This window comes from Capnocytophaga endodontalis (assembly GCF_002209445.1).
Taxonomy (GTDB): Bacteria; Bacteroidota; Bacteroidia; order Flavobacteriales; family Flavobacteriaceae; genus Capnocytophaga; species Capnocytophaga periodontitidis.
On the sequence record NZ_CP022022.1, the window covers coordinates 1,027,185 to 1,052,058 of the forward strand.

Annotated in this window: 23 protein-coding genes; 6 read left to right on the forward strand and 17 right to left on the reverse strand. The window is 41.6% G+C overall.

Features of this window, described 5'->3' with window-relative positions:
- Positions 1-14: 14 nt before the first annotated feature.
- The 6 genes from CBG49_RS04880 to CBG49_RS04905 all read left to right on the forward strand — a co-directional run bounded on the left by CBG49_RS04880 (position 15) and on the right by CBG49_RS04905 (position 4,447).
- Positions 15-1,700, forward strand: coding sequence for a 1-deoxy-D-xylulose-5-phosphate synthase (locus CBG49_RS04880; RefSeq protein ID WP_088595265.1), 1,686 nt, complete (start codon positions 15-17; stop codon positions 1,698-1,700).
- A gap of 53 nt (positions 1,701-1,753) precedes the next feature.
- Positions 1,754-2,773: a DUF3078 domain-containing protein gene (locus tag CBG49_RS04885; protein ID WP_088593610.1), complete on the forward strand. Its 1,020-nt coding sequence runs from the start codon at positions 1,754-1,756 to the stop codon at positions 2,771-2,773.
- 3 nt (positions 2,774-2,776) lie between these two features.
- On the forward strand, positions 2,777-3,370 hold the full coding sequence (locus CBG49_RS04890) for a thymidine kinase (protein WP_088593611.1): 594 nt from the start codon (positions 2,777-2,779) through the stop codon (positions 3,368-3,370).
- A 58-nt stretch (positions 3,371-3,428) separates the two neighbouring features.
- Positions 3,429-3,683, forward strand: a complete 255-nt coding sequence (locus CBG49_RS04895; RefSeq protein ID WP_015782430.1) for a hypothetical protein — start codon at positions 3,429-3,431, stop codon at positions 3,681-3,683.
- Positions 3,673-3,966 (forward strand): type II toxin-antitoxin system RelE/ParE family toxin, encoded by a 294-nt coding sequence (locus tag CBG49_RS04900; protein WP_088593612.1) that lies wholly within the window; start codon positions 3,673-3,675, stop codon positions 3,964-3,966. Before CBG49_RS04895 ends, CBG49_RS04900 begins: the two co-directional genes overlap by 11 nt.
- Positions 3,967-4,108: 142 nt before the next feature.
- Entirely contained in the window at positions 4,109-4,447 is a 339-nt protein-coding gene (locus tag CBG49_RS04905) for an ACT domain-containing protein (RefSeq protein ID WP_088593613.1), read from the forward strand.
- 237 nt (positions 4,448-4,684) lie between these two features.
- On the opposite strand, the gene purL is transcribed toward CBG49_RS04905, so the two are convergent.
- The 17 genes from purL to CBG49_RS04995 form a co-directional block, all read right to left on the reverse strand.
- On the reverse strand, positions 4,685-8,353 hold the full coding sequence (gene purL, locus CBG49_RS04915; protein WP_088593615.1) for a phosphoribosylformylglycinamidine synthase: 3,669 nt from the start codon (positions 8,351-8,353) through the stop codon (positions 4,685-4,687).
- A 42-nt stretch (positions 8,354-8,395) separates the two neighbouring features.
- Positions 8,396-9,007 carry a GNAT family N-acetyltransferase gene (locus tag CBG49_RS04920; protein ID WP_088593616.1) on the reverse strand — a complete coding sequence of 204 codons (612 nt, stop codon included), beginning with the start codon at positions 9,005-9,007 and terminating at the stop codon, positions 8,396-8,398.
- On the reverse strand, positions 9,007-9,186 hold the full coding sequence (locus CBG49_RS04925) for a hypothetical protein (protein ID WP_009414160.1): 180 nt from the start codon (positions 9,184-9,186) through the stop codon (positions 9,007-9,009). Before CBG49_RS04925 ends, CBG49_RS04920 begins: the two co-directional genes overlap by 1 nt.
- 156 nt (positions 9,187-9,342) lie before the next feature.
- Positions 9,343-9,807, reverse strand: a complete 465-nt coding sequence (locus CBG49_RS04930) for a hypothetical protein (RefSeq protein WP_088593617.1) — start codon at positions 9,805-9,807, stop codon at positions 9,343-9,345.
- Positions 9,808-9,863: 56 nt separating this feature from the next.
- Positions 9,864-11,120: a replication-associated recombination protein A gene (locus CBG49_RS04935; protein WP_162613460.1), complete on the reverse strand. Its 1,257-nt coding sequence runs from the start codon at positions 11,118-11,120 to the stop codon at positions 9,864-9,866.
- Between the two features lie 365 nt (positions 11,121-11,485).
- Positions 11,486-12,724: a type IX secretion system plug protein gene (locus tag CBG49_RS04940; RefSeq protein WP_088593619.1), complete on the reverse strand. Its 1,239-nt coding sequence runs from the start codon at positions 12,722-12,724 to the stop codon at positions 11,486-11,488.
- Positions 12,725-12,736: 12 nt separating this feature from the next.
- Positions 12,737-13,636 (reverse strand): hypothetical protein, encoded by a 900-nt coding sequence (locus CBG49_RS04945; protein ID WP_088593620.1) that lies wholly within the window; start codon positions 13,634-13,636, stop codon positions 12,737-12,739.
- A gap of 11 nt (positions 13,637-13,647) precedes the next feature.
- A complete protein-coding gene (locus CBG49_RS04950) occupies positions 13,648-14,205 on the reverse strand; it encodes a Maf-like protein (RefSeq protein ID WP_088593621.1) in 558 nt (185 codons plus the stop codon).
- Positions 14,206-14,287: 82 nt separating this feature from the next.
- The gene (locus CBG49_RS04955; protein ID WP_088593622.1) at positions 14,288-14,833 is read right to left on the reverse strand and encodes an SH3 domain-containing protein; all 546 of its coding nucleotides are present in this window, start codon (positions 14,831-14,833) and stop codon (positions 14,288-14,290) included.
- 14 nt (positions 14,834-14,847) lie between these two features.
- Complete coding sequence (locus CBG49_RS04960; protein WP_088593623.1) at positions 14,848-15,609, reverse strand: Fic family protein; 762 nt, start codon at positions 15,607-15,609, stop codon at positions 14,848-14,850.
- Positions 15,610-15,611: 2 nt separating this feature from the next.
- Complete coding sequence (locus CBG49_RS04965; RefSeq protein ID WP_088593624.1) at positions 15,612-16,013, reverse strand: hypothetical protein; 402 nt, start codon at positions 16,011-16,013, stop codon at positions 15,612-15,614.
- Positions 16,014-16,121: 108 nt separating this feature from the next.
- Positions 16,122-17,981 (reverse strand): penicillin-binding protein 2, encoded by a 1,860-nt coding sequence (gene mrdA / locus CBG49_RS04970; protein WP_088593625.1) that lies wholly within the window; start codon positions 17,979-17,981, stop codon positions 16,122-16,124.
- Positions 17,978-18,484 carry a rod shape-determining protein MreD gene (gene mreD, locus CBG49_RS04975; protein ID WP_088593626.1) on the reverse strand — a complete coding sequence of 169 codons (507 nt, stop codon included), beginning with the start codon at positions 18,482-18,484 and terminating at the stop codon, positions 17,978-17,980. Before mreD ends, mrdA begins: the two co-directional genes overlap by 4 nt.
- On the reverse strand, positions 18,481-19,317 hold the full coding sequence (gene mreC / locus CBG49_RS04980) for a rod shape-determining protein MreC (RefSeq protein ID WP_088593627.1): 837 nt from the start codon (positions 19,315-19,317) through the stop codon (positions 18,481-18,483). Before mreC ends, mreD begins: the two co-directional genes overlap by 4 nt.
- Before the next feature lie 67 nt (positions 19,318-19,384).
- Complete coding sequence (locus tag CBG49_RS04985) at positions 19,385-20,413, reverse strand: rod shape-determining protein (protein WP_002680118.1); 1,029 nt, start codon at positions 20,411-20,413, stop codon at positions 19,385-19,387.
- A 384-nt stretch (positions 20,414-20,797) separates the two neighbouring features.
- On the reverse strand, positions 20,798-22,855 hold the full coding sequence (locus CBG49_RS04990; protein ID WP_088593628.1) for a S9 family peptidase: 2,058 nt from the start codon (positions 22,853-22,855) through the stop codon (positions 20,798-20,800).
- Positions 22,848-24,872, reverse strand: a complete 2,025-nt coding sequence (locus tag CBG49_RS04995) for a glycoside hydrolase family 65 protein (RefSeq protein ID WP_088593629.1) — start codon at positions 24,870-24,872, stop codon at positions 22,848-22,850. Before CBG49_RS04995 ends, CBG49_RS04990 begins: the two co-directional genes overlap by 8 nt.
- Positions 24,873-24,874 lie beyond the last annotated feature (2 nt).

Below are 24,874 nucleotides of genomic sequence, written 5' to 3' on the forward strand. Positions count from 1 at the left end.
CAAATGAGATGACTATACAACAGCTTAGAAATACTCCTATAGCAGCACTTCCTACACTGGCACAACAAATCCGTGAGCGCATTATAGAGGTTATCGCTACAAGGGGCGGACATTTAGGTGCGAGTCTCGGGGTGGTGGAACTCACTATCGCACTGCACTATGTGTTCAACACCCCCGACGATGTATTAGTATGGGATGTGGGACACCAATGTTACGCCCATAAAATCCTCACGGGTAGAGATGCCGCTTTTGCACACATACGCGAACGGGGCGGCATCAGTGGGTTCCCTAAACGCTCAGAAAGTGAATACGATGCTTTCGGCACGGGACACTCGTCTACCTCGCTTTCGGCGGTTTTGGGTATGGCAATGGCATCGGCTTTGGAGGGGAATACCCAGCGCCAGCACATAGCTGTGATAGGCGATGCTTCAATTGTGAGCGGTATGGCTTTTGAGGCGCTGAACTACGCCGGCACTACCGATGCTAATATGCTTATTATCCTCAACGACAACGCTATGGCTATCGACCCTACCGTGGGGGCTCTCAAAAATTATTTCGAGCAGTTACGCCAAAGAAAAGGTGCTGATGAAACTTTCTTCAACGATTTAAACATCACTTACAAAGGTACGGTAGATGGGCATAATCTCCCTGAATTGCTCAGATCTCTTGAAGCAGAAAAAAATGAGAGAGGCGTGCGACTCTTGCACGTGCTTACCACCAAAGGCAAGGGATTTGCTAAAGCTGAAGCTCAACAAGTGAGTTACCATTCGCCCGCCCTATTTGATAAAATTACGGGAGAACCGCTGCCCGAAAACCGATCTCTACCTGCGAAATACCAAGAGGTGGTAGGGCAGACCCTCACCCAGCTTGCCGCACTCAACCCTAAAATTATAGCCATTACCCCTGCAATGAGTAGCGGTAGCGGACTTACAGCTATGCACCAATCTTTCCCCCATAGAGTGTTTGATGTAGGTATTGCCGAACAACACGCTGTAACCTTTGCAGCAGGTTGGGCTGCGCGCGGTTTTATCCCTTATTGTGTGATTTATTCCACTTTCTTGCAACGCGCCTACGACCAACTCATTCACGATGTAGCTCTACAAAATCTCCCCGTGGTATTCTGCATCGACCGCGCGGGACTTGTAGGTGAAGATGGTGCTACCCATCACGGGGTGTTTGATATGGCATTTTTGCGTCCCATTCCTAACCTCATTATCGCCTCACCGCGCAATGCTACCGAGTTGCGCCACCTGCTTTATACCGCCCAGCAACCATTAGAACATCCTATTGCCATTCGCTATCCGCGCGGTAGATGTAATGAAAAACATTGGCAACAACCTTTTCAGGCATTGCCTATTGGCAAGGGCGAGCAGCTAAAAGAAGGTAGCGAAATAGCGGTACTTACCATTGGTGCTATCGCCGAAGAGGTTGCCGAGCAAATCCAAAAGAGTACTACAGCTGAAAAATACGCTCATTACGATATGCGTTTTCTCAAACCTTTAGATGAGGAAATGCTGCATCACATCTTCCAAAAATACAAGAAAATTATCACCGTAGAAGAAGGAGTTACAGGTGGTCTTGGCAGTGCTATAGCCGAATTTGCTACGCAACACAATTATACTATCCCTTTGAAAATCATCACACTTCCTAATGAGTTTATGGGGGTAATGAGCCGATTTACCGATTTGTCAATTGGCTAATTGCCAAATAATCCCTACCTTTGCACCCCGAATCATTTAGCATCACTTTTAGTATGAAAAAACTTATTATCGCACTCCTTCTTTGCAGTGTTACAACGTGGGGACAAGTGCGCAAGGCTAAGGCTTTTCAAGCCGATGTAAAAAGCGATACCATCAGGGTAATTGAAGACCCCGAAGCTCTTAAATTTACCTTCAACCGATACCAACAAGCACAACAAAAATGGTTTAAATTCAACCAAGTAGGGTTGAATATGAGCGAGGTAGCTTTCTCCAATTGGAATGCAGGGGGGGAATCCTCAATTTCGGGTATTATGAATGCCAAATTCCGCCGCCGTTATACAGAACGCACTTTCTTTTGGGATAATGAACTCGAAATCAACTATGGTATCAATGCCCAAAAAGGACGCGAAGTGCGCAAAACAGATGATAAGTTGTCGCTCATTTCTTCATTTGGCTATCGCGGCGACTCTCAGTCGTTTTGGTATTACACCGCACGTTATCAGTTTTTATCGCAAATCAGCAATGGGTATAACTATCCCGATTTAGAAAAACCTATCTCTAAATTCTTAGCGCCAGCTTACATTACCTTCGGTTTGGGAGCTGAATACGCACCTGCTAAAATCAATTTCAACCTCTTTCTTTCACCTATTACCCTCAAAACTACTGCTGTATTCAATCAGCGTTTAGCCGATGACGGTGCTTTTGGGGTAGAAAAAGCCCAGCGCGCCCCCGATGGTACTATCCTCAAGAAAGGAAAACGCACGCATAATGAGCTCGGTTTTTCAGTATCAGGGCGTTGGGATAAAAAGATAATGGAAAATATGATGCTCAACACCACCTTTAACTTCTATGGCGACTATCTCAGAAACTTTGGGAATATAGATGTGGATTGGGAAACCAACCTCAACCTAAAGGTGAATAGCTATGTACAAGCGCGTATAGGGGTGCATATCAAATACGACGACGATGTGAAATTCTATTCGTACACTGCTCCTAATGGAGAAAAACACAACTATGGAGCACGCACTCAGCTCAAACAAATTTTGGGAGTAGGGGTATTATATACTTTTTAAGCGATGTTTTTAGAAAATACAGTAAACAACAACGAAAAAGCGGGTTGGATAGAAGTGATTTGTGGGTCGATGTTCTCGGGTAAAACCGAAGAACTGATTCGCCGATTGCGCCGTGCTCAATTTGCTAAACAGAAGGTAGAAATCTTCAAACCTGCCTTCGATACTCGCTATGACGATAACAATATCGTGTCACACAACGCCAATGAAATCCCCTCAACTCCTGTGGAAGCCGCTTCTAGTATTATGCTCTTAGCCGATGGTTGTGATGTGGTGGGCATAGACGAAGCACAATTCTTTGACGATGAAATCGTGAATGTGTGCAACGAACTCGCCAATCGCGGTATGCGTGTGATTGTAGCGGGACTCGATATGGACTACAAGGGCAGACCTTTTGGCCCTATGCCTTTTTTGATGGCAACTGCCGAATATGTTACCAAGGTGCACGCCGTTTGTACCCGCACAGGCAACCTCGCCAACTACAGTTTTCGCAAAGTCGCTAACGACCAACAGAGAATGCTGGGTGAAGCCGATAGTTATGAACCTTTGAGTCGCGCAGCTTTCTATAAAGCGATGAAGTCAGGGGGGAGTAAAAAATAGAGTTTAGATGATTTGTTGGAATAAAAAATTGTATCTTTGTAAAAAAAATAATAGAATTATGAGTATTGCAGTATTAACACAGAATCCAAACATTCAGTTTATAACCGATAGTAATGGAAGAACAGTATCAGCCATAGTTCCTATAAATGAATATAATACTATGTTGAAAATCATAAAACAATATGATTCCGATGATGAGTTTACAGAAGAAGAACTAAAAAGAATAGCTTTATCACATCAGCAAGCTAAAGAAGGAAAAATGGTAAAGAGTGAAGAAGTTTTTAAAATGCTAAGGGCTGAGTATGGAAATTAATTGGACTAATGAGGCTATTGAAAGCTTTAGAGATACACTTCGCTATTGGAGTAAACGAAATTGTAATAACGATTATTCCAATAAAATTATTGATGAGGTAGAAAAAACAGAAGTTTTTCTAAAAGAAAATCCTATGTTACTTTCAAAATTTGTAGAAGAAGTTAAATTATATAAAATACTAATTATGAAAGGGAAGTTTGCTTTGTATTATGATTTTATAGAAGAAGAAAATCTAATTGTAATAATTTTTTTTAGAAGCACCAAGCAAAAACCTTTAGAGTAGTTTTTTTAGTTGCAAAATGAAAATGATTACGGCAGAATTTAGCTAATCACTACAATGTAAGTGCCCATTCGTTAACTCACAGCATTAACACTCCTGATATAAAGAAGTTCTTTTAAAAATAGTAGATTAACAAAATAATTTTATGACCGAATCCTTATTTTTTACTTGTGAAGAAATAGACCTCAACCCTCGTGCATCTTGGGCAGAGCTTTTGCAAATAACTTTTGTAAATAAGGAGCAATATTTTTCTATAAGTAGATTAGCTTATGAAGAAGAACTCTATTTTGAATACAATGAGCAAACTCACTACATTTATGCCTTGTGCCAAGATGTAGAGTTTAATTTGAAAGCCAATGTCTTGCATATTCATATCACAAAACCCCTAAAAAGTAATTGCCCTTTCAGTATTACAATACAATTACCTTCTTTTTCTGTTGATTTAGAAGAAGTGTTACAAGAATTAAAAAAGAAAGTCCGATAAAAGAATTATCGGACTTCTTCATTAACCAACCAAAACTTTAAATTATGAAAACTATTATTTGAAGTTTACAATGAGCTACCACCCTCATTGCGATGCAAAGGTACGAATAAAACAGTACCTGTCAAGCGTATTTTTAAGTTTAACAAAAGTTTAATATAAAAGGGGCTTATAGCGCCCCTTTTTAGCGTAATTTTAATACTTAAAGCACTTATTTTTTTAAGATTTTGTTTACCATTTTTATTCGGCATTACGTGCTTCAATCCACTTGCGGGCATTGATAAAGGCCTCTAACCAAGGACTAACCGCTGTTTTTTCACTCGGATAGTATGCCCATTGCCAAGGGAAAACTGAACGCTCTATGTGAGGCATCGTTACCAAATGGCGCCCTGTTTTGTCGCATAACATAGCCGTGTTGTAATCAGAACCGTTAGGATTGGCAGGGTACTCCTGATAAGCGTATTTACCTACGATATTGTACTGATTTTCTGCCAATGGTAAGTGGAATTTTCCTTCGCCGTGTGATATCCATACCCCTAAAGTACTACCTGCAAGGGTGGAGAGCATCACCGAGTTGTTCTCTGGAATGGTAACCGATACAAAGCCACTTTCGTGCTTGCCACTATCGTTATGCCACATTTTTCCGTGCTCTGCGTGCTCAGGGTTGATGACTTCTAATTCCATAAACAACTGACAGCCATTGCAGATACCTACTGAAAGGGTATCGGGACGAGCAAAGAAGTTATCCAATGCTTTTTTAGCCTGCTCGTTGTAGAGCAAAGCCCCTGCCCAACCTTTGGCACTGCCTAACACATCGGAGTTTGAGAAACCACCTACAGCCCCTATAAATTGTACATCTTCTAAGGTTTCACGTCCGCTGATAAGGTCGGTGGTATGCACGTCTTTCACATCAAAGCCTGCTAAGTATAGGGCATTTGCCATTTCGCGCTCGGAGTTGCTACCCTTTTCGCGTATCACTGCCGCTATAGGGCGTTTGCCTGCGGGGCGTGCGGGTTTTTCGCCTGTGAAATGCGCTGGGAAAGTGTATTGTAGAGGCTGTTCGGAGTAGTTTTGATAACGCTCGGTCGCCTTGTCATTTTTCGTTTGTTGTTTGTCTAACAAATAAGAAGTGAGATACCACACATCGCGCAATTCGGGGATGTTGAAATGGTACGATTTTCCGAAATGGTGAATAGTAAGTTCTTGAGAAGTAGTTACTTCGCCTATATTAGCCCATTCTAAGAAGTGTTCTTCTAAAGTAGCTTCAACACTGCTATCGGCTTGTATTACTACCCCTGCGTTTTCGGCAAAGAGGGTTTTGATAAGGTCTTCACCGAAAAAGAGCTCGCTGAGATCAATATTTGCTCCTAAGCCGTTTTCGGTAAAACACATTTCTAAGAGCGTTGTGATAAGTCCGCCGCTACCAATGTCGTGTCCTGCTTGTATTTTACCTTCTTTTATCAGTTCTTGGAGTGCATTAAAGGCGTCTTTAAAGTAGGTAGCATCTTTGATGGTAGGGGCTTCCTCGCCTATACGGTTGAGGATTTGGGCAAAAGCTGAACCTCCTAATTTAAAACTATCGTCTGAAAAGTTGATATAGTAAATATTACCTCCGTTCTTTTTGAACACAGGCTCTACTACTTTTTGCACGTCAGTACAATGGGCAGCCGCCGAAATAATCACCGTACCTGGGGCAATCACATCACCACCTTCGGGGTATTTTTGTTTCATCGATAGGGAATCTTTACCAGTAGGGATATTGATACCCAATTCAATCGCAAAATTAGAAGCTGCTTCTACGGCTTCGTACAAACGCGCGTCTTCTCCTTTATTACGGCACGCCCACATCCAGTTGGCGGATAGCGATACACTTTGCAAGCCGTCTTTTAGTGGCGCCCAAACAATGTTAGTCAGTGCTTCGGCAATAGCATTGCGACTACCTGCAGTAGGGCTGATGAGTGCCGTAAGAGGCGAATGACCAATACTGGTAGCGATTCCTTCTTTGCCATTATAGTCCAAAGCCATCACCCCAACGTTGTTCAAAGGGAGTTGTAGTGCGCCTGCACATTGTTGTTTGGCGACTTTGCCCCCTACACAACGGTCTACCTTATTAGTAAGCCAGTCTTTACAAGCCACACTTTCTAATTGCAGTACTTGTACCAAATAGTTCTGTAACTGACTTGCATAGTAGTGTAACTCTTCGTAGTTAGTAACTACTGTTTCATCGGTCATTACAGTTTTTGGCGAACTGCCAAAGAGCGCGCTGAGGTCTAAATCCATTGGGTGGGTACCTTTCTTTGCGGAGGTAATGCTGAAATGCTTGTCATCAGTAACTACACCCACCTCGTACATAGGCGCACGCTCGCGGTCGGCAATGGTTTTTAGTTTGGCAATAGCCTTTTCGGGCAATACTAATCCCATACGCTCTTGTGATTCATTACCTATAATTTCCTTGTCCGATAGGGTAGGGTCGCCTACGGGTAGTTTGTCTAAGTCGATTTTACCACCGGTTTCTTCTATGAGTTCCGATAAGCAGTTGAGGTGTCCGCCAGCCCCGTGGTCGTGTATAGAAACGATAGGATTCTCGTCCGATTCTACCATTGCGCGAATCGCGTTGGCAGCGCGTTTTTGCATCTCGGGGTTAGAACGCTGTACGGCATTGAGCTCGATACCTGCGCCAAAAGCGCCAGTATTGGCAGATGATACGGCAGCACCTCCCATACCGATGCGGTAGTTTTCACCGCCTAAGATAACGATTTTATCGCCTTCCTTGGGGGTGTGTTTTATAGCTTGTGAGGCTTTGGCATAACCCACACCTCCTGCTTGCATAATCACTTTGTCAAAGCCTAATTTGCGTCCGCCTTCTTCGTGTTCAAAGGTGAAAAGCGAACCCGTAATGAGCGGTTGCCCGAATTTATTACCAAAATCACTTGCCCCATTAGAGGCTTTGATGAGGATATCCATTGGCGTTTGGTACAACCATTGGCGTTCTGCCATTCCTTTTTCCCAAGGGCGGTCTTCTTCTAATCGGGGGTAAGCCGTCATATATACCGCCGTACCTGCCAAAGGCAAAGAACCTTGTCCGCCCGCGAGACGGTCGCGTATTTCACCTCCCGAACCTGTAGCCGCCCCGTTGAAAGGCTCTACCGTAGTGGGGAAGTTGTGGGTTTCGGCTTTGAGTGAGAGCACTGCCTCAAAAGGTTTTATCTCGTAGAAATCGGGTTTATCAGCACTTTTAGGTGCGAACTGGTCGACGGTAGCCCCTTTGATGAAAGCTACATTGTCCTTATAAGCCGAAACAATGCTATTAGGGTGTTCTTGTGATGTCTTTTTAATGAGTTTGAAGAGGGTAGAAGGTTTTTCCTCACCGTCGATAACAAAAGTGCCGTTGAAGATTTTATGGCGGCAGTGTTCGGAGTTGATTTGCGAGAAGCCAAACACTTCCGAGTCGGTGAGTTTGCGCCCGAGTTGTTGAGAGAGATTTTGCAGATAGGCAACTTCTTCGGCGCTTAGCGCAAGTCCCTCTTGTTGGTTATACGCCTCGATATCATCAATTTCGAGTGTTGTTTGCGGTTGAATGTTGATAGTAAAGCTCTCTTGAGTAAGCCCGTTGTATCGCTCAAAGAGCATAGGGTCGAAAGGCGTATTGGGGTCGGTTACCTCGTGAAACTCCTCGATGCGGGTAATCCCGTGAATATCCATATTTTGGGTGATTTCCACCGCATTGGTACTCCAAGGGGTAATCATCGCCGCGCGGGGTCCGATGAAAGTACCGCTAAGGGTAGGGGAGGGGAGTTGCTGGGCATTGCCAAACAGCCATTTCAGTTTGTTGAGGTCGGTCTCAGTAAGGGCAACTTCGGTAGCTACCACATAGATAGTGTTTTTGGGGTTTTTAAAGAAAAGAAGCATCTTTTTCAATTAAGAATTGACAATTAATAATTCACAATTAACCTATTCTTCATCTAATAAGTCACAAAACATTAAGCGGGTATATAATTTTCGTGGATTGGTCTTTCTTTCGGAACGTTCATTTTCGTCTTTAGGAGGCTTAGTGTAAAGATCCTCATCTATTTCGTGTGGAAATAGAGTTTTAAAGCTATTTCTTTTATAAAAATGTAAAATATTAGGTTCATTTTTGGCGTCTACTATGGCAAATCGACAACCTGTTTTGTTTTCATCATTTAAGAACCACATTTTAATAAAATCTAACACTTCTGAACCTATCCCTTTATTTGAGAATTTGGAAGCAACTGCTAAACGACCTATGAGTACACCTGGGTAACGTGTAAGCATTTTTTCGCGATGCGTAATTCCCCACATTGCGTTAGGTAAATCGTAAATGCGAATACTATCATTTGATACGGTAAAACAAGCTACAATTTGCTTTGTGTTTTCTCTCAGTCTAAAACAATAAGTCTTACCCATTTTATATTGAGTATAGGCGATAGCTTCATTTTGAAAAAAGTCGTCCATATCATCATCACCACAAATAAAAGGGTAACTTTCAGATAAAATGTTATCAGTTAAAACTTCAAGAATACAATTTTCTTCAAGAAATGTCATTATTTATTGAAAATAGGAGATTTACTCAAAATGTTTTGCATCGCTTTATAGCGAGGGTCGGTAGTAATATCTTTTTTGGTACGCAAATCATATTTACGTTCACTCTCTTCCGCCATTTTGCGAAAGCGACGTGCTTCTTTACCATATAATGTGGGTATTGCTTTGATTTCTAATGCCATAATATTATTTTTTTAATCAACTTAGCCAAAATCTTAACCTTTGGTTAAGTGTAGAGATACATCAATATTGGCACAAAGGTATAAACTTTTTTTCAATTGGCAATAAAAACAAAAAACTCCCTCTTATTTTTTCAGATAAGAAGGAGTTTGTATTTTTTACATTTTAGATTTTTCTCCCTTGTACGCGACTTTACCATCAATGGAAAGTTCTTGCGTTTTAGGGTTATAAGCGTATTTACTATTTTTGTAAGTGCCGTCTTTCTGTTGTTTTAAGAGAGGATTGGTCTTTTCTGTAGTGATGAATAACTCTACTTGGCTGTTGTCATCGGCTTTGCTCACAATAAAGGCACTGATTACGGCCACTTCTTCCTTCTCTTCCACAGGATTGAGGCGTGTACCTACTTCAAATACTTGTATACAGTCTTGCAGGAGCTCGCTCCACGATTGTCCTGCACTGCCTATACAGCCGTGAGTGTCTCTATTACCTCCTACGGGTGGCATCTCTTCTGTAGCAGAAGGTGCTACCTCGGTGGTTTCTGTTTGGGTAGTTTGCATTGAATTGGTGTTGTTGCAAGCTACCATTGCTATTGCCATTACGGCTACGATACTTAATTTTTTCATTTTTTTTAATGATTAAAGATTAGACAAAGGTATAAAATAATTAGCAAATTAGCAAATTAATACCCGTAGCGGTCGCCCCATAGTTTTTTGAGGTAGTCACGCAGCGCATTTTCACGTGGATTATCGGAAGGTTCGTAGAAGGTTTCTCCTTGCAATTCATCAGGGAGGTAATCCTGAAAGGCAAAATTGCTCTCATAATCGTGAGCGTATTGATAGTCTTTGCCATAACCGAGTTCTTTCATCAGTTTGGTAGGGGCATTGCGCAAGTGGATAGGCACGCTGAGGTCGCCTGTTTGTTTTACCACTTGTTGGGCTTTGTTGATCGCCTTATAAGAAGCATTGCTCTTAGGCGAAGAAGCGAGATATATAGCGCACTGACTGAGGATAATACGCGCCTCGGGGTAACCAATAGTGGTTACTGCTTGAAAAGTGTTGTTCGCTAAAATCATTGCCGTAGGATTCGCATTGCCTATATCTTCCGAAGCGAGAATGAGCATACGACGTGCGATAAACTTCACATCTTCACCACCTTCAATCATTCGTGCCAACCAATAAACAGCCCCATTAGGGTCGCTACCCCGTATCGATTTGATAAAAGCCGAAATGATATCGTAGTGTTGCTCACCCGTTTTGTCGTATAGCACAGTGTTTTTCTGCACGAGGTGCAACACACTATCGTTGGTAATAACAATAGGTTCGCCGTCGGGGGTAGCGTTTATAACCAGCTCAAAAGTGTTGAGCAGCTTGCGACCATCACCGCCAGATAGTTTTAGTAAGGCTTCGGTTTCTTGCAGTTGGATATCTTTGGTTTTAAGAATGACATCTCGGGTAATGGCATTGTGTAGCAGTTGTTCTAAATCTTTGCGTTCAAAAGCCCTGAGGATATACACTTGGCAACGAGAGAGCAGGGCGGGAATCACCTCAAAACTGGGGTTTTCGGTAGTTGCTCCAATGAGGGTAATCCACCCCTTTTCAACAGCCTGCAAGAGGGAATCTTGTTGGGTTTTGTTAAATCGGTGAATTTCGTCGATGAAAACGATAGGATTTTGGGTAGTGAAGAGTCCGCCACTTTGCTTGCTTTGGTCAATTACTTCGCGCACATCCTTAATCCCTGAACTAATGGCACTCAGGGTATAGAAAGCGCGATTGCTTTGGTGCGCAATGATATTTGCCAACGTGGTTTTCCCCGTACCTGGGGGACCCCAAAAGATGAGCGATGGCAAAAGACCACGTTCTATCTGTTGGCGCAAAGCTCCTTGAGCTCCTACTAAGTGCTCTTGTCCCACATATTGTGCAAGGGAAGTGGGGCGCATACGTTCTGCTAAGTTTTCCAATTAACAATTAAAAATTAATAATTAACAATTGCCCCCGACTCACTTACTCGGCAATTGCCGACAACCCCGAAGGGGGACAATCCGTAAAAGCTACTTTTTTGATGAGAAAAACATCTAAAAAGGGGGGGGTAAAAGGTTTTGTTTTATATGGGCGTTTGCAAAACGCCCGTACACAACATACTCTAAAAGAGTTGATTTTCATTTATAGACTTTGCTAAAGGTCGTAGCACGACGAGCAATTAAAACTTTGGCAAAGTGTAGCGACGCAAAAGTGATTTTGAGACTTTTTGGACAGCCTCGTAACGATGTACAATAATTCGTCATTTGTCATTCGTCACTCGTCATTACTGAGTGATATTCGCGCCAGAGGCAGAGCCGATACCTACTACTTCGTCATAGAGAGCGCCAGGAGCGCGGTAGTATACAAGCACGAGGTAAGTGTTTTCTGTCTGTTGAAAATTACCACTTATCTCATTAAAATCAATTGTGTTGCCTGATTTGGTGGCAAACTTATAGTTGTAAAACCCTTGTTTGAGGAGTACTTTTCCTTTGAAAAGTCCGTCTTTTTCGTCATAGGTGAGTTTGTACTCATCGCGGAGTTCGTAGTTACTGAACTTGCCATATACATACACTTCTTTATTCCAAAAAGTAGATTTGCCTTCTAAGGCGAAATGCACTTGGGTGTAATCAGCTTCGTTCGCAGGGTTCATTCCGTTGAGCGTACTAACTAAGAAATCGCCATTGATATCGGGATAATAGGTATAGACATTGCTCGCACGGCTTACATTAGGGAAGAGGTAGCTGTTCACCCATTTGCTACGGTCGATACGCGAAATACCCGATGCAGGCACTCGTATATCCTTGCTATCAAAATAGAAATACTCATTACCACCCCAAAAAGCTGTTTCGCGGTCGTAGCGATACACGAGGTCGTTGCCCATTACATACTGAGGTTTTACGCCCGTGATAGCCGTATCCCAACGGTAGTTTTGCAGGATAGCTACTTTCACTGCTACATTGGGATTATCAAGTCTGAAATCTTTCTGCCGAATGGTGAACTGCACCACTTGTTGGGTATCGAAGTATTGCAAATCGCGAGCGCGTTTTACTTCGGTGAGTACGTTCACTTGGGGGGTATAAAGTACAAAACGGCGTGAAAAGAGTTCTGTGCCATAACTATCGGTGATAGAGAGCATATAGTTGCCACTAAGAGTGATTTTGGTGAGTTCGTTAGGGAAAGTAAGGCGGTAATGCGAATAGCCTTGCAGGGTACCGTAGGAGTTGCTCTCGGGCTGTAGCGGTTGGTTATCAATACCTTTGAGGTATTCGCTTTTCAGTAGAGAAGAGGCAGACCAATCGGCATTGCAATGGGTGATTTTATAGTAGTAAGTTTCCTCATTTCCCTCGAGGTCGTCGAACTGCAAGCTAAATGACTCGTTACGGCGCACGATAGGAAATTGATTCTTATCATTGCCATCGGCTTTAAAGATAATCGTTTTGATATAGTCGGGTGGGGTTTTCTCCACCAATGCTTGTGCTTGCAGGGCTAATGGGAATAGGAGCAAGAAGAGGAGTTTTTTCATAATGGATAGTGTTTATTTTCTGTCTTTTAAGATTAATTCAAGGAAGGGCAAACCGCCTCTTTCCTGATACCGTAAAAACCAATCTTTCTGGTCACGGTATTCTTCGGGGACTTTTTTGAGAAGTTCCCCCTCTTTTCGTTCGGGATATTCACTTGGAGTCTTAGTCCGTATAAAGGTTTTGCCTTTGGTAGTGTAATCAGGATAGATGTATTCTATATCTTCTGTTTTATCGCTTTTATCGCCTATCCATTTCATCTTGTACAAGCCTGATATTCCTCCAAAACCAGCCTCTACTCCTCGTATGATTTTTTCTTTGGGGTAAAAAGTAGCGTTATCAAACTCGTAAGCAGTAGAAAATTTTTCGGTTTTAGGATCGAACAGATAAATATAGATAATGCTGGAACCAAAAGCACCTGTTGTCCACCAATCTATATTAAAATCATTAATACCATCGCCGTTGGCATCGAAAACAGAATCGTGCACGGCATAAGTGAAGTCGTCTATATACGAGAGTTTCTTTCTAAAAGTGCGGTTTTTTTCTATTTTGTACACTTCTACTAATGATTCTATTATCCTATCATCAATATGAACCACTACATAAGGTTGGTTGTTAAAGAACTTACCTGCTTTGATAGTAGTTTTGGCTATGCTGTCTTTAGAAAAGTAAGTATACTGCCAATTTTCTTCTCCTTTGTAAAGAGAATCGACTTTTTGTAGGGCATCTTTCACAATAGCAACAAGCTTAGGGTTAGGATCATCAGTTACCACGTTTTCAAAATTGGAAGAGGTGAGCGTTTTAATGCTATCTTGCAGAATGGTAATGCCTTCTTTTTCTTGTTTATCGCTTGTGGAGATATTTTTACAAGCGGATAAAGCTAAGAGAGTGAATGTTATGTAAAGAAATTTTTTCATATTTTGTGAATTTACGAATTTACGAATTTGCTAATTAAGTGCGTAGGCAGTCCCATTACGTTGTTATAAGAACCTTCGATAGCGGTAACACCTATATGCCCAATCCATTCTTGGATACCGTAAGCTCCTGCTTTGTCGAATGGTTGATATTTAGTTATGTAATAGCTGATTTCGTCGTTAGAAAGTTCTTTGAAAGTTACTTTGGTGATGCAGTGCTGGGTAACTTGCTTTTCATCGGTGGTAAAGCATACGGAAGTAATTACCTCGTGGGTCTTGCCAGAGAGCGAATGCAACATTGCAAAGGCATCGGCAGTGTCTTTAGGTTTGCCCAAGGCTTTGCCCTCGTGCCATACGATAGTATCGGAAGTGAGGAGCACACAGTTAGCAGGTATTTCTCCTGCAAAAGGTGTGGCTTTTAGCTCAGCCAAATAATCAGTGATTTGCTCGCGCTGCAGGTGTGCAGGGTAAGTTTCGTCTACGGGTTTGAGAATGACCTCATAGGGGAGGTCTAACTCTTTTAGGAACTGCTGGCGGCGCGGTGAGCCTGAGGCAAGGATTATTTTTTTCATATTTATTGATTTATAGAGGCAAGCAGAATCAAATCAGTAAATAGATTTCTATTAATAAACTATTTTCTTTTTTCCATTGAATCTAGCCTTTCTCATTTGTACTGTTATCACTTTGTATTTCAATCCAATCTTTTTTCACTACTATTATATTGAATGTCGCATCGGTATCTTTTAGTTTAATGATTTTCGACTTTTCAAAAGGTTCTTTTCGCAAGGGATTTTTGCTCCAATCTAAATTGGAAATTCCTGTAGTATTTTTTAAGAAATCTTCCCAAGGTATAAATTTTGTTTGTGCTTTGGATACTAAATATTCTTCACCATTCGCCGATAAAACTTTATAGTATTCTCTTTGGTCACCGAGACAAACGATATAAAAAATATTATATTCAGGTTTGAAGAATATTGGTACTATATATTTAGGAGTGTATATATATTCGTTTAAACTCTTGTTAAGAGCTTGATTTTTAATAGTTATGATATCACTTTCTACTTTCACTAAACCAATTCCGAGGCTCTTTGTTTTATTATAAAACTCATAGCTCGAACTTTTTTGTGCATTTCCTATAAGAGATAAAAAGAAAAATGTACAAAAAGAGAACAAATATATGTGATAGCGATATTTTTTCATTTTTAATATAACAACTAATGAGGTATCAAATCTTTATCAGTATATTTTTGTAGGTATTTGAGTTTGTTTTGTAAGAAATAGTCGGCATATCGAGTGTATTGTTCTGTTTCGTAGAAGTATAAGAGCCCAGAGCGATAATCGTTGATATCTAGATTGTTAGTAGAGAATATAGGGATGATATCTTCATTCATTAGCACAACGCTTTCGGTAAGGCGAGCAGTTCGTTTGTTACCATCGATAAAAGGTTGCAACTTGGCTATATTGCAATGCAGATAAACGGCTCTCTCTAATGGATTGGAGAGGTTTGCTTGCTGCGTTATGATATGGTCTAAACTTTCTTCTATTGCTGTAGGTGAAGCCAGTGGAACGTAATCGCTACCCGCTATGCGCAGGGCTCTTTTTCTAATAATGCCACGCTCGCGGTCGTCAACTAACTCATCGAGGAGTTGCGAGTGCATTTGCATTAAGAACCTCTTGTCTATCACCTCTTTATTGCCACTTTTTATATGTTGTAATTCAGCTATAAAGGTGTTGTACAAGTTCTTGAGCATCTTGGCATCTTCAAATTTTTTTGCTGAGGTAATACCGTCTTTGAGCAAGGTTTCAGTTTCTACGAAACTATAGGTATTGCCTTCTATTTTTCCGGAATAATAAGACCACACCACGGCTAACTCTCTTATTTCGTTGGAATAGAGTTCACTCAAAGGCGAGATGGCGTTATTCTCTAAAATAATATCTGATAACTTTTTTTGATAGTCGTTGAATATTAGTTTCATATTTATTTCATTTCATCGCAATAATATACTGAGATAAAATTGCTAATAGTATCTCTTTTGTCTTGGCTACCCAAAATTTTTGTCTTTTCTTTTGATGATAAATATATCCAACCACCAGCATTTACTTCGTATTCATAAATATGATTCTTATAGCGCAAAGACCCTTTTACATTAGACTGAAAAGAACCATAACACGTATGCCATTCTTGTGTAGATATTTCAGGAAGTCTTTTTAAAAATGTGATTATAGCCTCTTTAGTAGGCACTTTCCAACCAAATTCTACCTCTCCCTTATCCTCGTTAGGAATATAAGAAAGAATTTCATCTTTCCCTTTTGAAGACTGTGCATTTCCTCTATCCCAAAAGATAAAAACTACTATAAATAAAAACGCTATTTTTCTCATAAAAAATACAATAAATTAATGATTATGAAATATTTTCAGTAGTATCAATCTTTAGATTAAGAAATATAACTGTCAAGGTAAGTATACATTAAAGGAGCAATATACACCTTACTGATTGATATAGAATTTTTGCCCTAAATAAGGTTTTAGGTATTCGTGTTCGAGGCTTTTTTCGAGCATTTGGCGTTCGAGGTCACAACGAAATACTTCACCTTTGAGGTATTTTTCAATCATTAGGGAGGCGATAGGTCCGGCAACACGAGCTCCGTAATAACCATTTTCTACAAATACGGCGATAGCTATTTTAGGGTCTTCTACAGGAGCAAAAGCGACGAATATAGAGTGGTCAGTAAGTTGCATACGTTTGCCATTGACCCTGATAAAGTTTTCGGCTGTTCCTGTTTTTGCCGCAATATTGATGCCATCAATTTGAGTACGGCGCGCAGTACCAGCTAAATAAGCCATATTCATTCCTTTGATTACGGGCTCGAAGTGTTTAGGGTCTATAGTGGTGTGCTTGGGCACAGTGTATTCTTGAAAAGGGGTTTGCTTGTTGTCGATTTTTTTTACAATATGAGGAGTGTAGAAATAACCTTTATTGGCGATGGCAGCCATTACATTGGCGAGCTGTATGGGGGTGGTGAGTATTTCACCTTGCCCAATAGCGTTGGAAATGTTGCTTGTGCCGTTCCATCGTTTAACGCCATATTGTTTGTCGTACAGAGCGGTATTAGGCACTTTGCCCGCACGCCCTGTAGGGAGGTCACATCCGAGGAAGCCGCCAAGTCCAAAACTGCGCACGTGAGCGTTCCATTTGTCCATACCTACTGCTGAGGTGGTTTTCATATCGATGGCGCGCTTGTAAGTATTGGCAAAATAGGCATTACAAGAGAGTGCGATACCATGTAAAAGGTCGTTAGAACTACGCCCACAGTGGCAGCGCATAATATGTCCGCCATAGCGATAGCCCCCGCCACAGCTGAACACACTTTGAGGAGTGATGACCCCTTCCTGCAAGCCGATGAGCGCATTTATTACTTTGAAAGGAGACCCTGGGGGATATTCGGCGAGTAGTGTACGGTCGTAGAGAGGTTTGGCGATAGAATCGTTGTAGAGAGCGGTGTAGTTTTTGGAGCGTTCGCGTCCTACTAACAAGGCGGGGTCGAAAGTAGGGGCGGAGATGAGAGCGAGAATTTCACCTGTTTTAGGTTCAATGGCAACAATACCGCCGTGTTTGTGTTGCATCAGTTGTTCGCCATAAGCCTGCAGGCCTATATCAATAGTGAGTTGTAAGGGTTGCCCCATAATAGGCAGGGTATCCATCGCGCCATTTTTATAACGTTCGATAGCAGCGTTGTGCTTGTCCTTTTGGAAGTATTGTACTCCTTTCTTGCCGCGCAAAAACTCTTCGTATTGTTTTTCAACTCCGCTACGCCCGATGAGTTCACCAGCGAGGTAGTAAGGATTTTTTTTGAGTTCCCATTCGTTTACTTCACTTATGTAGCCCAATACATTCCCTGCATTGTGAGTGAGGTAACTGCGAAGCATACGTTTCTGTATATAAAAACCTTGGAATTTGCGCAGTTTTTCTTGGAGTACAGCGTAATCGTCTTTGGAGAGTTGGTGTACGATTACTGATGGTTTTTTGCGCGAATAGTCGCGAGCTTTTTGGAGACGTTCTCTAAAGTCGTTTTTTTCGAGTTCTAACAAGCTACAGAGTTCGAGAGTATCTAAATTTTTCACTTCGCTGGGAATAACCATCACGTCGTAAGCGGGTTGATTAGAGACCAAGAGTTCGCCGTTGCGGTCGTAGATATAGCCGCGTTCGGGGTAGTCGTAAACAGTTTCGATAGCAATATTATCGATGTTATTGCTATCGTCGTGGAAGACGATTTGCAGGAAGAACAATCGCAACAAGATTACGACGGCAGTGAATATGATAATGATGGGTAGCAGGAGTTTTCTCATTTCTTATTTTTACTAAACAGATAAATAGTGAGCAAGCAAACGATGATAGTGAAGATAGATGCCCCTATAATTTTAGTAAAAGTAAGTAGCAAATGGTTGAAATTGAATATTTCTAAGAAATAGAATAGGGTGTGATGCACTACCACCATTAGGGTTGTATAACTAAAGATTTTGGTGAATGGATAGCTGGCTAAGTCCATTTCTTGATACTCAAAATTCCTGCCAAAGACGATGAGTAAGATACTTTTTCGGCAGTAGGCTATCAATACACAACTAGCGGCGTGCAAGCCTCCAGTGTTAGAAAAAATATCTATACAGAGACCTATAGCAAAGGCAGCTAACAGATAGGGTACTTGGTTTTCACGATAAGGAGCTACCAAAAGGAACACGATGTAAATCATCGGGTTTACATAGCCCCAGTACTCTATATGATTGAAAATAAGCACTTGCAAAAGTACTAATGCTATGAATAGAAAGGTATTTTTTACAAGTGGGTGCGTCATTTTGGGTTTTGTTTTTCTAAAGCTGAAATAGTATCTTTATCTTTGTTTTCAATGAGGTATACATAATCGAGGTTAGACATATCGGTAAAGAGCCATACATCGATGATGAAGGTATTATCGAACTTGCTTTTCTCGAAATGTACAATTTTACCAATAGGGATTCCTTTAGGGAAAATGTTAGACATACCACCTGTTACGATGGTGTCGCCGTTTTGGATAGGGGCGATATTCGGAACTTCGAGTAATTGTACTTTGTTTACTTCTTTGGTATTCCAGTGTAGAGAACCGAAATGCTGGGTGCGTTTTACCATTGCATTGAGGGCTGAACGGCTGTTGAGCACGCTCTGTACAGTTGCAAAATGACCTGAAGTGTTTTCTATAATTCCTACGACACCTCGTGGTGAGAGTACGCCCATATCCTGTTTTACGCCATCTTTACTACCTTTATCAATAGTGAGGTAGTTTTTTTGGAGGCGGAAACTGTTATTGATTACATTAGCTTTTAGGACTTTGTACTTCAGTGAATCGGTGGTGGTGAAGCCGAGGCTATCAATACCTTTTGTTTGTCGCAATTGTTCTTGCATTTGGAGTACTTGGTCGCGCAAGCTACGGTTTTCTTCGGTTAAGGCTTCATTTTGGCTTTTCAAACTGAAGTACTGCGCCCAATAGTTAGAAAAAGCATAAAGTTTCCCCGATAGGGCATTTGCCGAATTGATATAGGCACTTTGAGGGTAATAATTACTTCTAAAAACCAAACCAATAGCGCATAGAAACAGCAGGAGGAACACGAAAAAGTTCCTCGTTCTAATGAAAAATTGGATGATTTGGTTCATAGTTATTTAGCTAAGAAGTAAGAGGTAAGAGATAAGAAGTGAGGTTCCGTTTCTTATCTCTTATCTCCTACTTAAGTAGGATGCTTCTAAATTTATTGATATTTTTTAGGGTGATACCGGTACCACGTACAACGGCGCGCAAAGGATCTTCGGCTACGTATACGGGGAGGTCGGTTTTCATAGAGATACGCTTGTCTAAGCCGCGAAGCATAGAGCCCCCACCAGCCATATAAATACCGGTATTGTAAATATCGGCGGCGAGTTCAGGAGGTGTTTGAGAAAGGGTTTCCATAATAGCGTCCTCAATACGCAAAATAGATTTATCGAGGGCTTTTACCATTTCGCGGTAAGATACTTGCACTTGTTTAGGTTTACCAGTGAGCAAGTCGCGCCCTTGTACCATAATGTCATCGGGTGGAGCATCGAGGTCTTCGGTGGCAGCACCTACGGTGATTTTGATATTTTCGGCGGTACTTTCACCCACGTAGAGGTTGTGCTGGGTGCGCATATAGTGAACGATATCGGAGTTGAAGATGTCCCCCGCGATTTTCACTGATTTGTCGCATACGATACCTCCGAGAGCAATGACAGCGATTTCGGTAGTACCCCCACCTATATCGATAATCATATTGCCTTTAGGTTGCATAATGTCGAGCCCAATACCGATAGCGGCGGCCATAGGTTCGTGCACGAGGTAGATATCCTTACCATTTACGCGTTCACACGATTCGCGAACGGCACGAGTTTCCACTTCGGTAATCCCTGAAGGGATACACACCACCATACGCAATGATGGAGAAAAGAAGCGTTTGCGCAAAGCGGGGATGCTTTTGATGAGCATACCAATCATTTGCTCGGAAGCGTCGAAGTCGGCAATTACCCCGTCTTTTAGGGGGCGTACGGTAGTGATGTTAGGGTGAGTTTTCCCTTGCATCAAGCGAGCTTCTTGCCCGACGGCTATAATTTTTTTGTTTGTTCTATCTAATGCTACAATAGAAGGGCTATCGACTACCACCTTGTCATTATGAATGATAAGTGTATTGGCAGTACCCAAATCTATTGCTATTTCTTCTGTTAAGAAATCGAAAAAACCCATATTTTATTTCTTTCTGTTGTATGTTTATCTTAAAAATCAATTAGATAAGTATCTGAAAGGATACTTTTTTAGCGGGTGCAATTTTACGAAAAAAAAATAAGGTGAGCAAATAATTGAGTAAAAAAAATAAAAAATTCAAATAATAGGGAGTGTTCTATAATTTGAATTTTGAGTTATAAAGGTAAGATTTTTAATGTTTTAAGTGAATTATAAAACAGGAGTTTCTTATATTTGTTGAGAGGTTAAAAAAACCATATATCAAATTTTTAAATAGAGTGCTTGGCTAATTATTTCTACAAAGTAGGTAAAATGACTGATTATTAAGGTAATCATTACTATGTGGGCGTTTGCAAAACGCCCCTACAAAGTATGACACAAAGGCTCTTATTGATTATGCAAAGTTAGCAGGAAAGCATATTCTTTTGCGGTTTCTTTTAGGGCTTCAAAACGTCCTGAAGCACCGCCGTGACCAGCTTCCATATTGGTGTCTAAATACAGCGGATGGTCGTCGGTTTTGAGTTCACGCAGTTTGGCTACCCATTTGGCAGGCTCCCAGTACTGCACTTGTGAGTCGTGCAAACCGGTACTCACGTACATTGCAGGATAGGCTTGGGCGCGCACTTGATCGTAAGGCGAGTAGGAGAGCATATACTCATAGTATTCAGGCACGTTAGGATTTCCCCACTCGTCGTATTCGCCCGTAGTGAGTGGAATACTGTCGTCCAGCATTGTGGTTACTACATCCACAAAAGGTACAGATGCGATAATGCCCTTATACAATTGCGGTGCCATATTCACCACAGCACCCATTAGCAAACCTCCAGCCGAGCCACCTTCGGCAAATAGATGTTTGGGAGAGGTGTAGCCTTCGGTGATGAGGTACTGAGAACAAGCGATAAAATCGGTAAATGTGTTTTTCTTTTTGAGGAGTTTGCCATCTTCATACCATTGGCGACCTAAATACTCTCCCCCGCGGATATGTGCAATAGCATAGATAAAACCGCGGTCTAACAAGCTCAAACGGGTGGTAGAAAAATAAGGATTGATGGTTACTCCGTACGAGCCATAACCGTACAGCAATAAAGGATTTTGCCCATTTTTCACTATGTCTTTGCGGTAGACGAGCGAAATAGGGACTTTCACTCCGTCAGGGGCAGTTGCCCAAAGGCGTTCTTCTATATAATTATCTTTGTTGAAGTTCCCGCCTAATACTTCTTGTTCTTTTAGTAGGCGCTCTTCGCCAGTGCGCATATTATATTCTATAATAGAAGCAGGAGTTGCCAATGATTGGTAGTTATAGCGTAGCCACTCGGTGTTGAAATCTATATTTTGGGTAGTATAGGCAGTATAGGTTTCGCTATCAAAGGGGAGGTAATGCGTTTTTGAGCCGTCCCACGAGCGTATTTGTATGCGTTCTAAGCCATTGTACACTTCTTCGACTACCAAGAAATCTTTAAAAATTTCTATATCGTTGAGGCGTACTTCGGGACGATGGGCTATTACCTCTTCCCAATGCTCAGAAGTTGTAGCACTTTCGGGGGTGCGCATCAGTTTGAAGTTAGTTGCACCATCTTTATTGGTGAGGATATAAAAATACTCCTCATAATGAGCGATATCGTACTCCAAGCCACGTGTGCGGGGTTGGAATACTTTGAAAGTCTCGTGAGGAGTATTGGCATTCAAGATTTGATATTCGGATGTAAGGGTACTCTCGCTTCCTATCACAAGGTATTTGCGAGATTTTTCGCGGTAGACAAATACATCGAAAGTATCGTCTTTTTCGTGGAAAATCAGTACATCGTCTTTGGAGTCAGTACCTAAAATATGACGGTATACTTTGAAAGAGCGCAGGGTTTGGATATTGTTCTTCACGTAGAAAATGGTACGACTATCGGCTGCCCAAATTGCTTGTCCGTTAGTATTTTTTATTTTATAAGGCAGTATTTCACCTGTGCTGAGGTTTTTGATTTGCAGGGTATATTGCCGGCGAGATACCGTATCTACCCCAAAAACCGCCCACTGGTTGTCGTCGCTTATGGCAAAGCTATCGAGGTGAAAGTAGGCTTTGCCTTTAGCCATCGCATTACAATCGAAAAGCACTTCTTCGGGAGCTTTGATCGTTTCTCTGTAGCGCACATAAATAGGATAATCTTTACCTTCTTCATAACGGGTTTGATACCAATAACCGTTGTAAAAGTAAGGTACAGAACTGTCGTTTTCTTTGATGCGGCTTTTCATTTCGGCAAAGAGCGTTTCTTGCAAAGGTTTGGTGTGTGCTGTTTGCGCCTGATAATAGGCGTTTTCGGCTTCTAAATAAGCAATGACTTCAGGGTTTTCGCGCTCGCGCAGCCAATAGTAATTATCGGTGCGCTTATTGCCAAATTCGGTGAATATATGAGGTATTTGTTTAGCTTTAGGAGGGTGTGATTGAGGTTTATTCATTTGATATGATATATGTTTTTTTGTCAATTCCGATGCCTTTTAAAGTGATTTTTTTCCAATGTGTAGGCATTACAGTTTTCAGTTGTTGTATGCCTTTTTCTTCGGATATATCTAAGCCTCCAAAGCCCATCATCACCGTTTGTAGTACGCCTCCTGCTCCAGTGAGGAAATAAGGAGTCTTACCATTTTTGGTTTCAGCCATTACTCTAAAAGGAGGTAAGAGGTTAGGGTGATAGGCTTCAGTAAAGTACTTATAAGCCTTTTCGCGGTCGCCTAATCGGCTGTATAAGAGAGAGAATATAGCCTGAGTCATCGCAGGAGTATCGTTGTAAGGCACTTTGTCTTTGTAATACTCTAAATCTTTGTGTATTTGGTTTTTGTCGGTAATTACTTTTAACGGATAAGCTAATAGGTTTACATCGGCTTGCTTGATTGCTTGCCCCGTATAGCTATCGTGTTCACGGGTTACGCCATTATCCATTGTGCTGAAAACGAGCTGTTCGGCTATGCTTTTCCATTGAGGGTTAGCTTTTATCCCTAATACTTTGGCAGCAGCAATAGCGTAGAGCAAATTCAGTTTAGCAGCTGCATTGGTATAGGCGTTGTTATCTACATTTTCAGCCCATTCATCGGCACATACTACGTTTTTAATTTGATAGGGAGCTTGTTCACTCACTCGGCTTTGCCAAAAGGTAGCGGTACTTTCTAAAATGGGATAGCCAATGCGACGCAACCACTCTTTATCTTTAGTTACACAATAGTAATTCCATACAGCTATAGCTACATCGGCAGTGATGTGGTGCTCGTAAGTACCTGTGAGTGCCCACACGGGGGTGTCTTCTTCTCCTGATGTGGCACTTTCCCAAGGAAACATCGCTCCTTGATAACCGTGTAGAGCAGCATTGTGTTTGGCGCGTTCCAACCTTTGATAGCGATAGTTGAGGAGGTTTTTAGCTATTTCGGGGTGCAATAATAACAAAGGGGGATACATCCACATTTCGGTATCCCAAAATATGTGTCCCATATACCCTGTGTGGCTTAACCCATAAGGAGAAAGAGAAAAGGAATGGAGTTCACTTACCGAAGCGTATAAGTGGTATAACATATTGTGGATGTCCTGATTAGCCTGTGCATCTCCCTCAATCTCAATGTTGCTTTCCCAGAGTTTTGCCCACTGTTTGTTATGTCCTGCAAGTAGCGCCTCGTGTCCCTGCAAGAAAGCGTAAGTACAGAGTCTTTCGGCTTGGTTGTAAGGGTCGGCAGAGTGCTGAGAGGTTATTAGGTTGCCAATTAGTGAGAAAGAATAGGTTTCGCCTGCTTTTAGCTTATGAGTGAATTGCATTAGGTGACTATTGTAGTCTCTCATTTCGTGCAATATTTGGGGAGCGTTACCGTATTTTTTATCGAAAAGAAAAGCGTTACTCACTGCTACTTGGGCATTTTCTGCAGGTGTTTGAGTTACCGTAGTGAGCAATGGGATATGAGCGTGAGGCGGATTGATTTCATTGAAGTAGTTTTGAGGGTTGCGGAAGCCATCGGGGGTGGTTAGAATGTTCTCTGCCAGAAGTGTAATATCGCGCAAAGGGGTAATGCTGATGTCTAACAGTAAGGTGTGAGGCAAGTGCCTCAAGGCATAATAAGTGTAGGTAACTTTAGCTTTATCTTTAAAATTGAAGTGACCTGAGAACGCCCCATTGCGCAATTCTAACTCTTGAGTGAAATCACTAACAGAATGAGCGTTGATATCCTCGTAATCAATAGCCATTCGCAGTTGTAATGGATTGATATTAGGCATAGCCGAAACTACCCTACTTTTGTCGTAATCGTACACCCCTGCTATGATTACTTGGTCTATTTGTAGGGGTACAGCAGAAGAACGCATCCCTATCATTCCATTGCCTATTGTAACCCCGTAATAGTTGGCAGGATTGATACTTTCTGCTTTTAGTACCCACGGGTCTTGGGCATTCAGTGAAACGCAGCAAATAAAGCCTATAATGAAAAAGAATTGTTTCATAA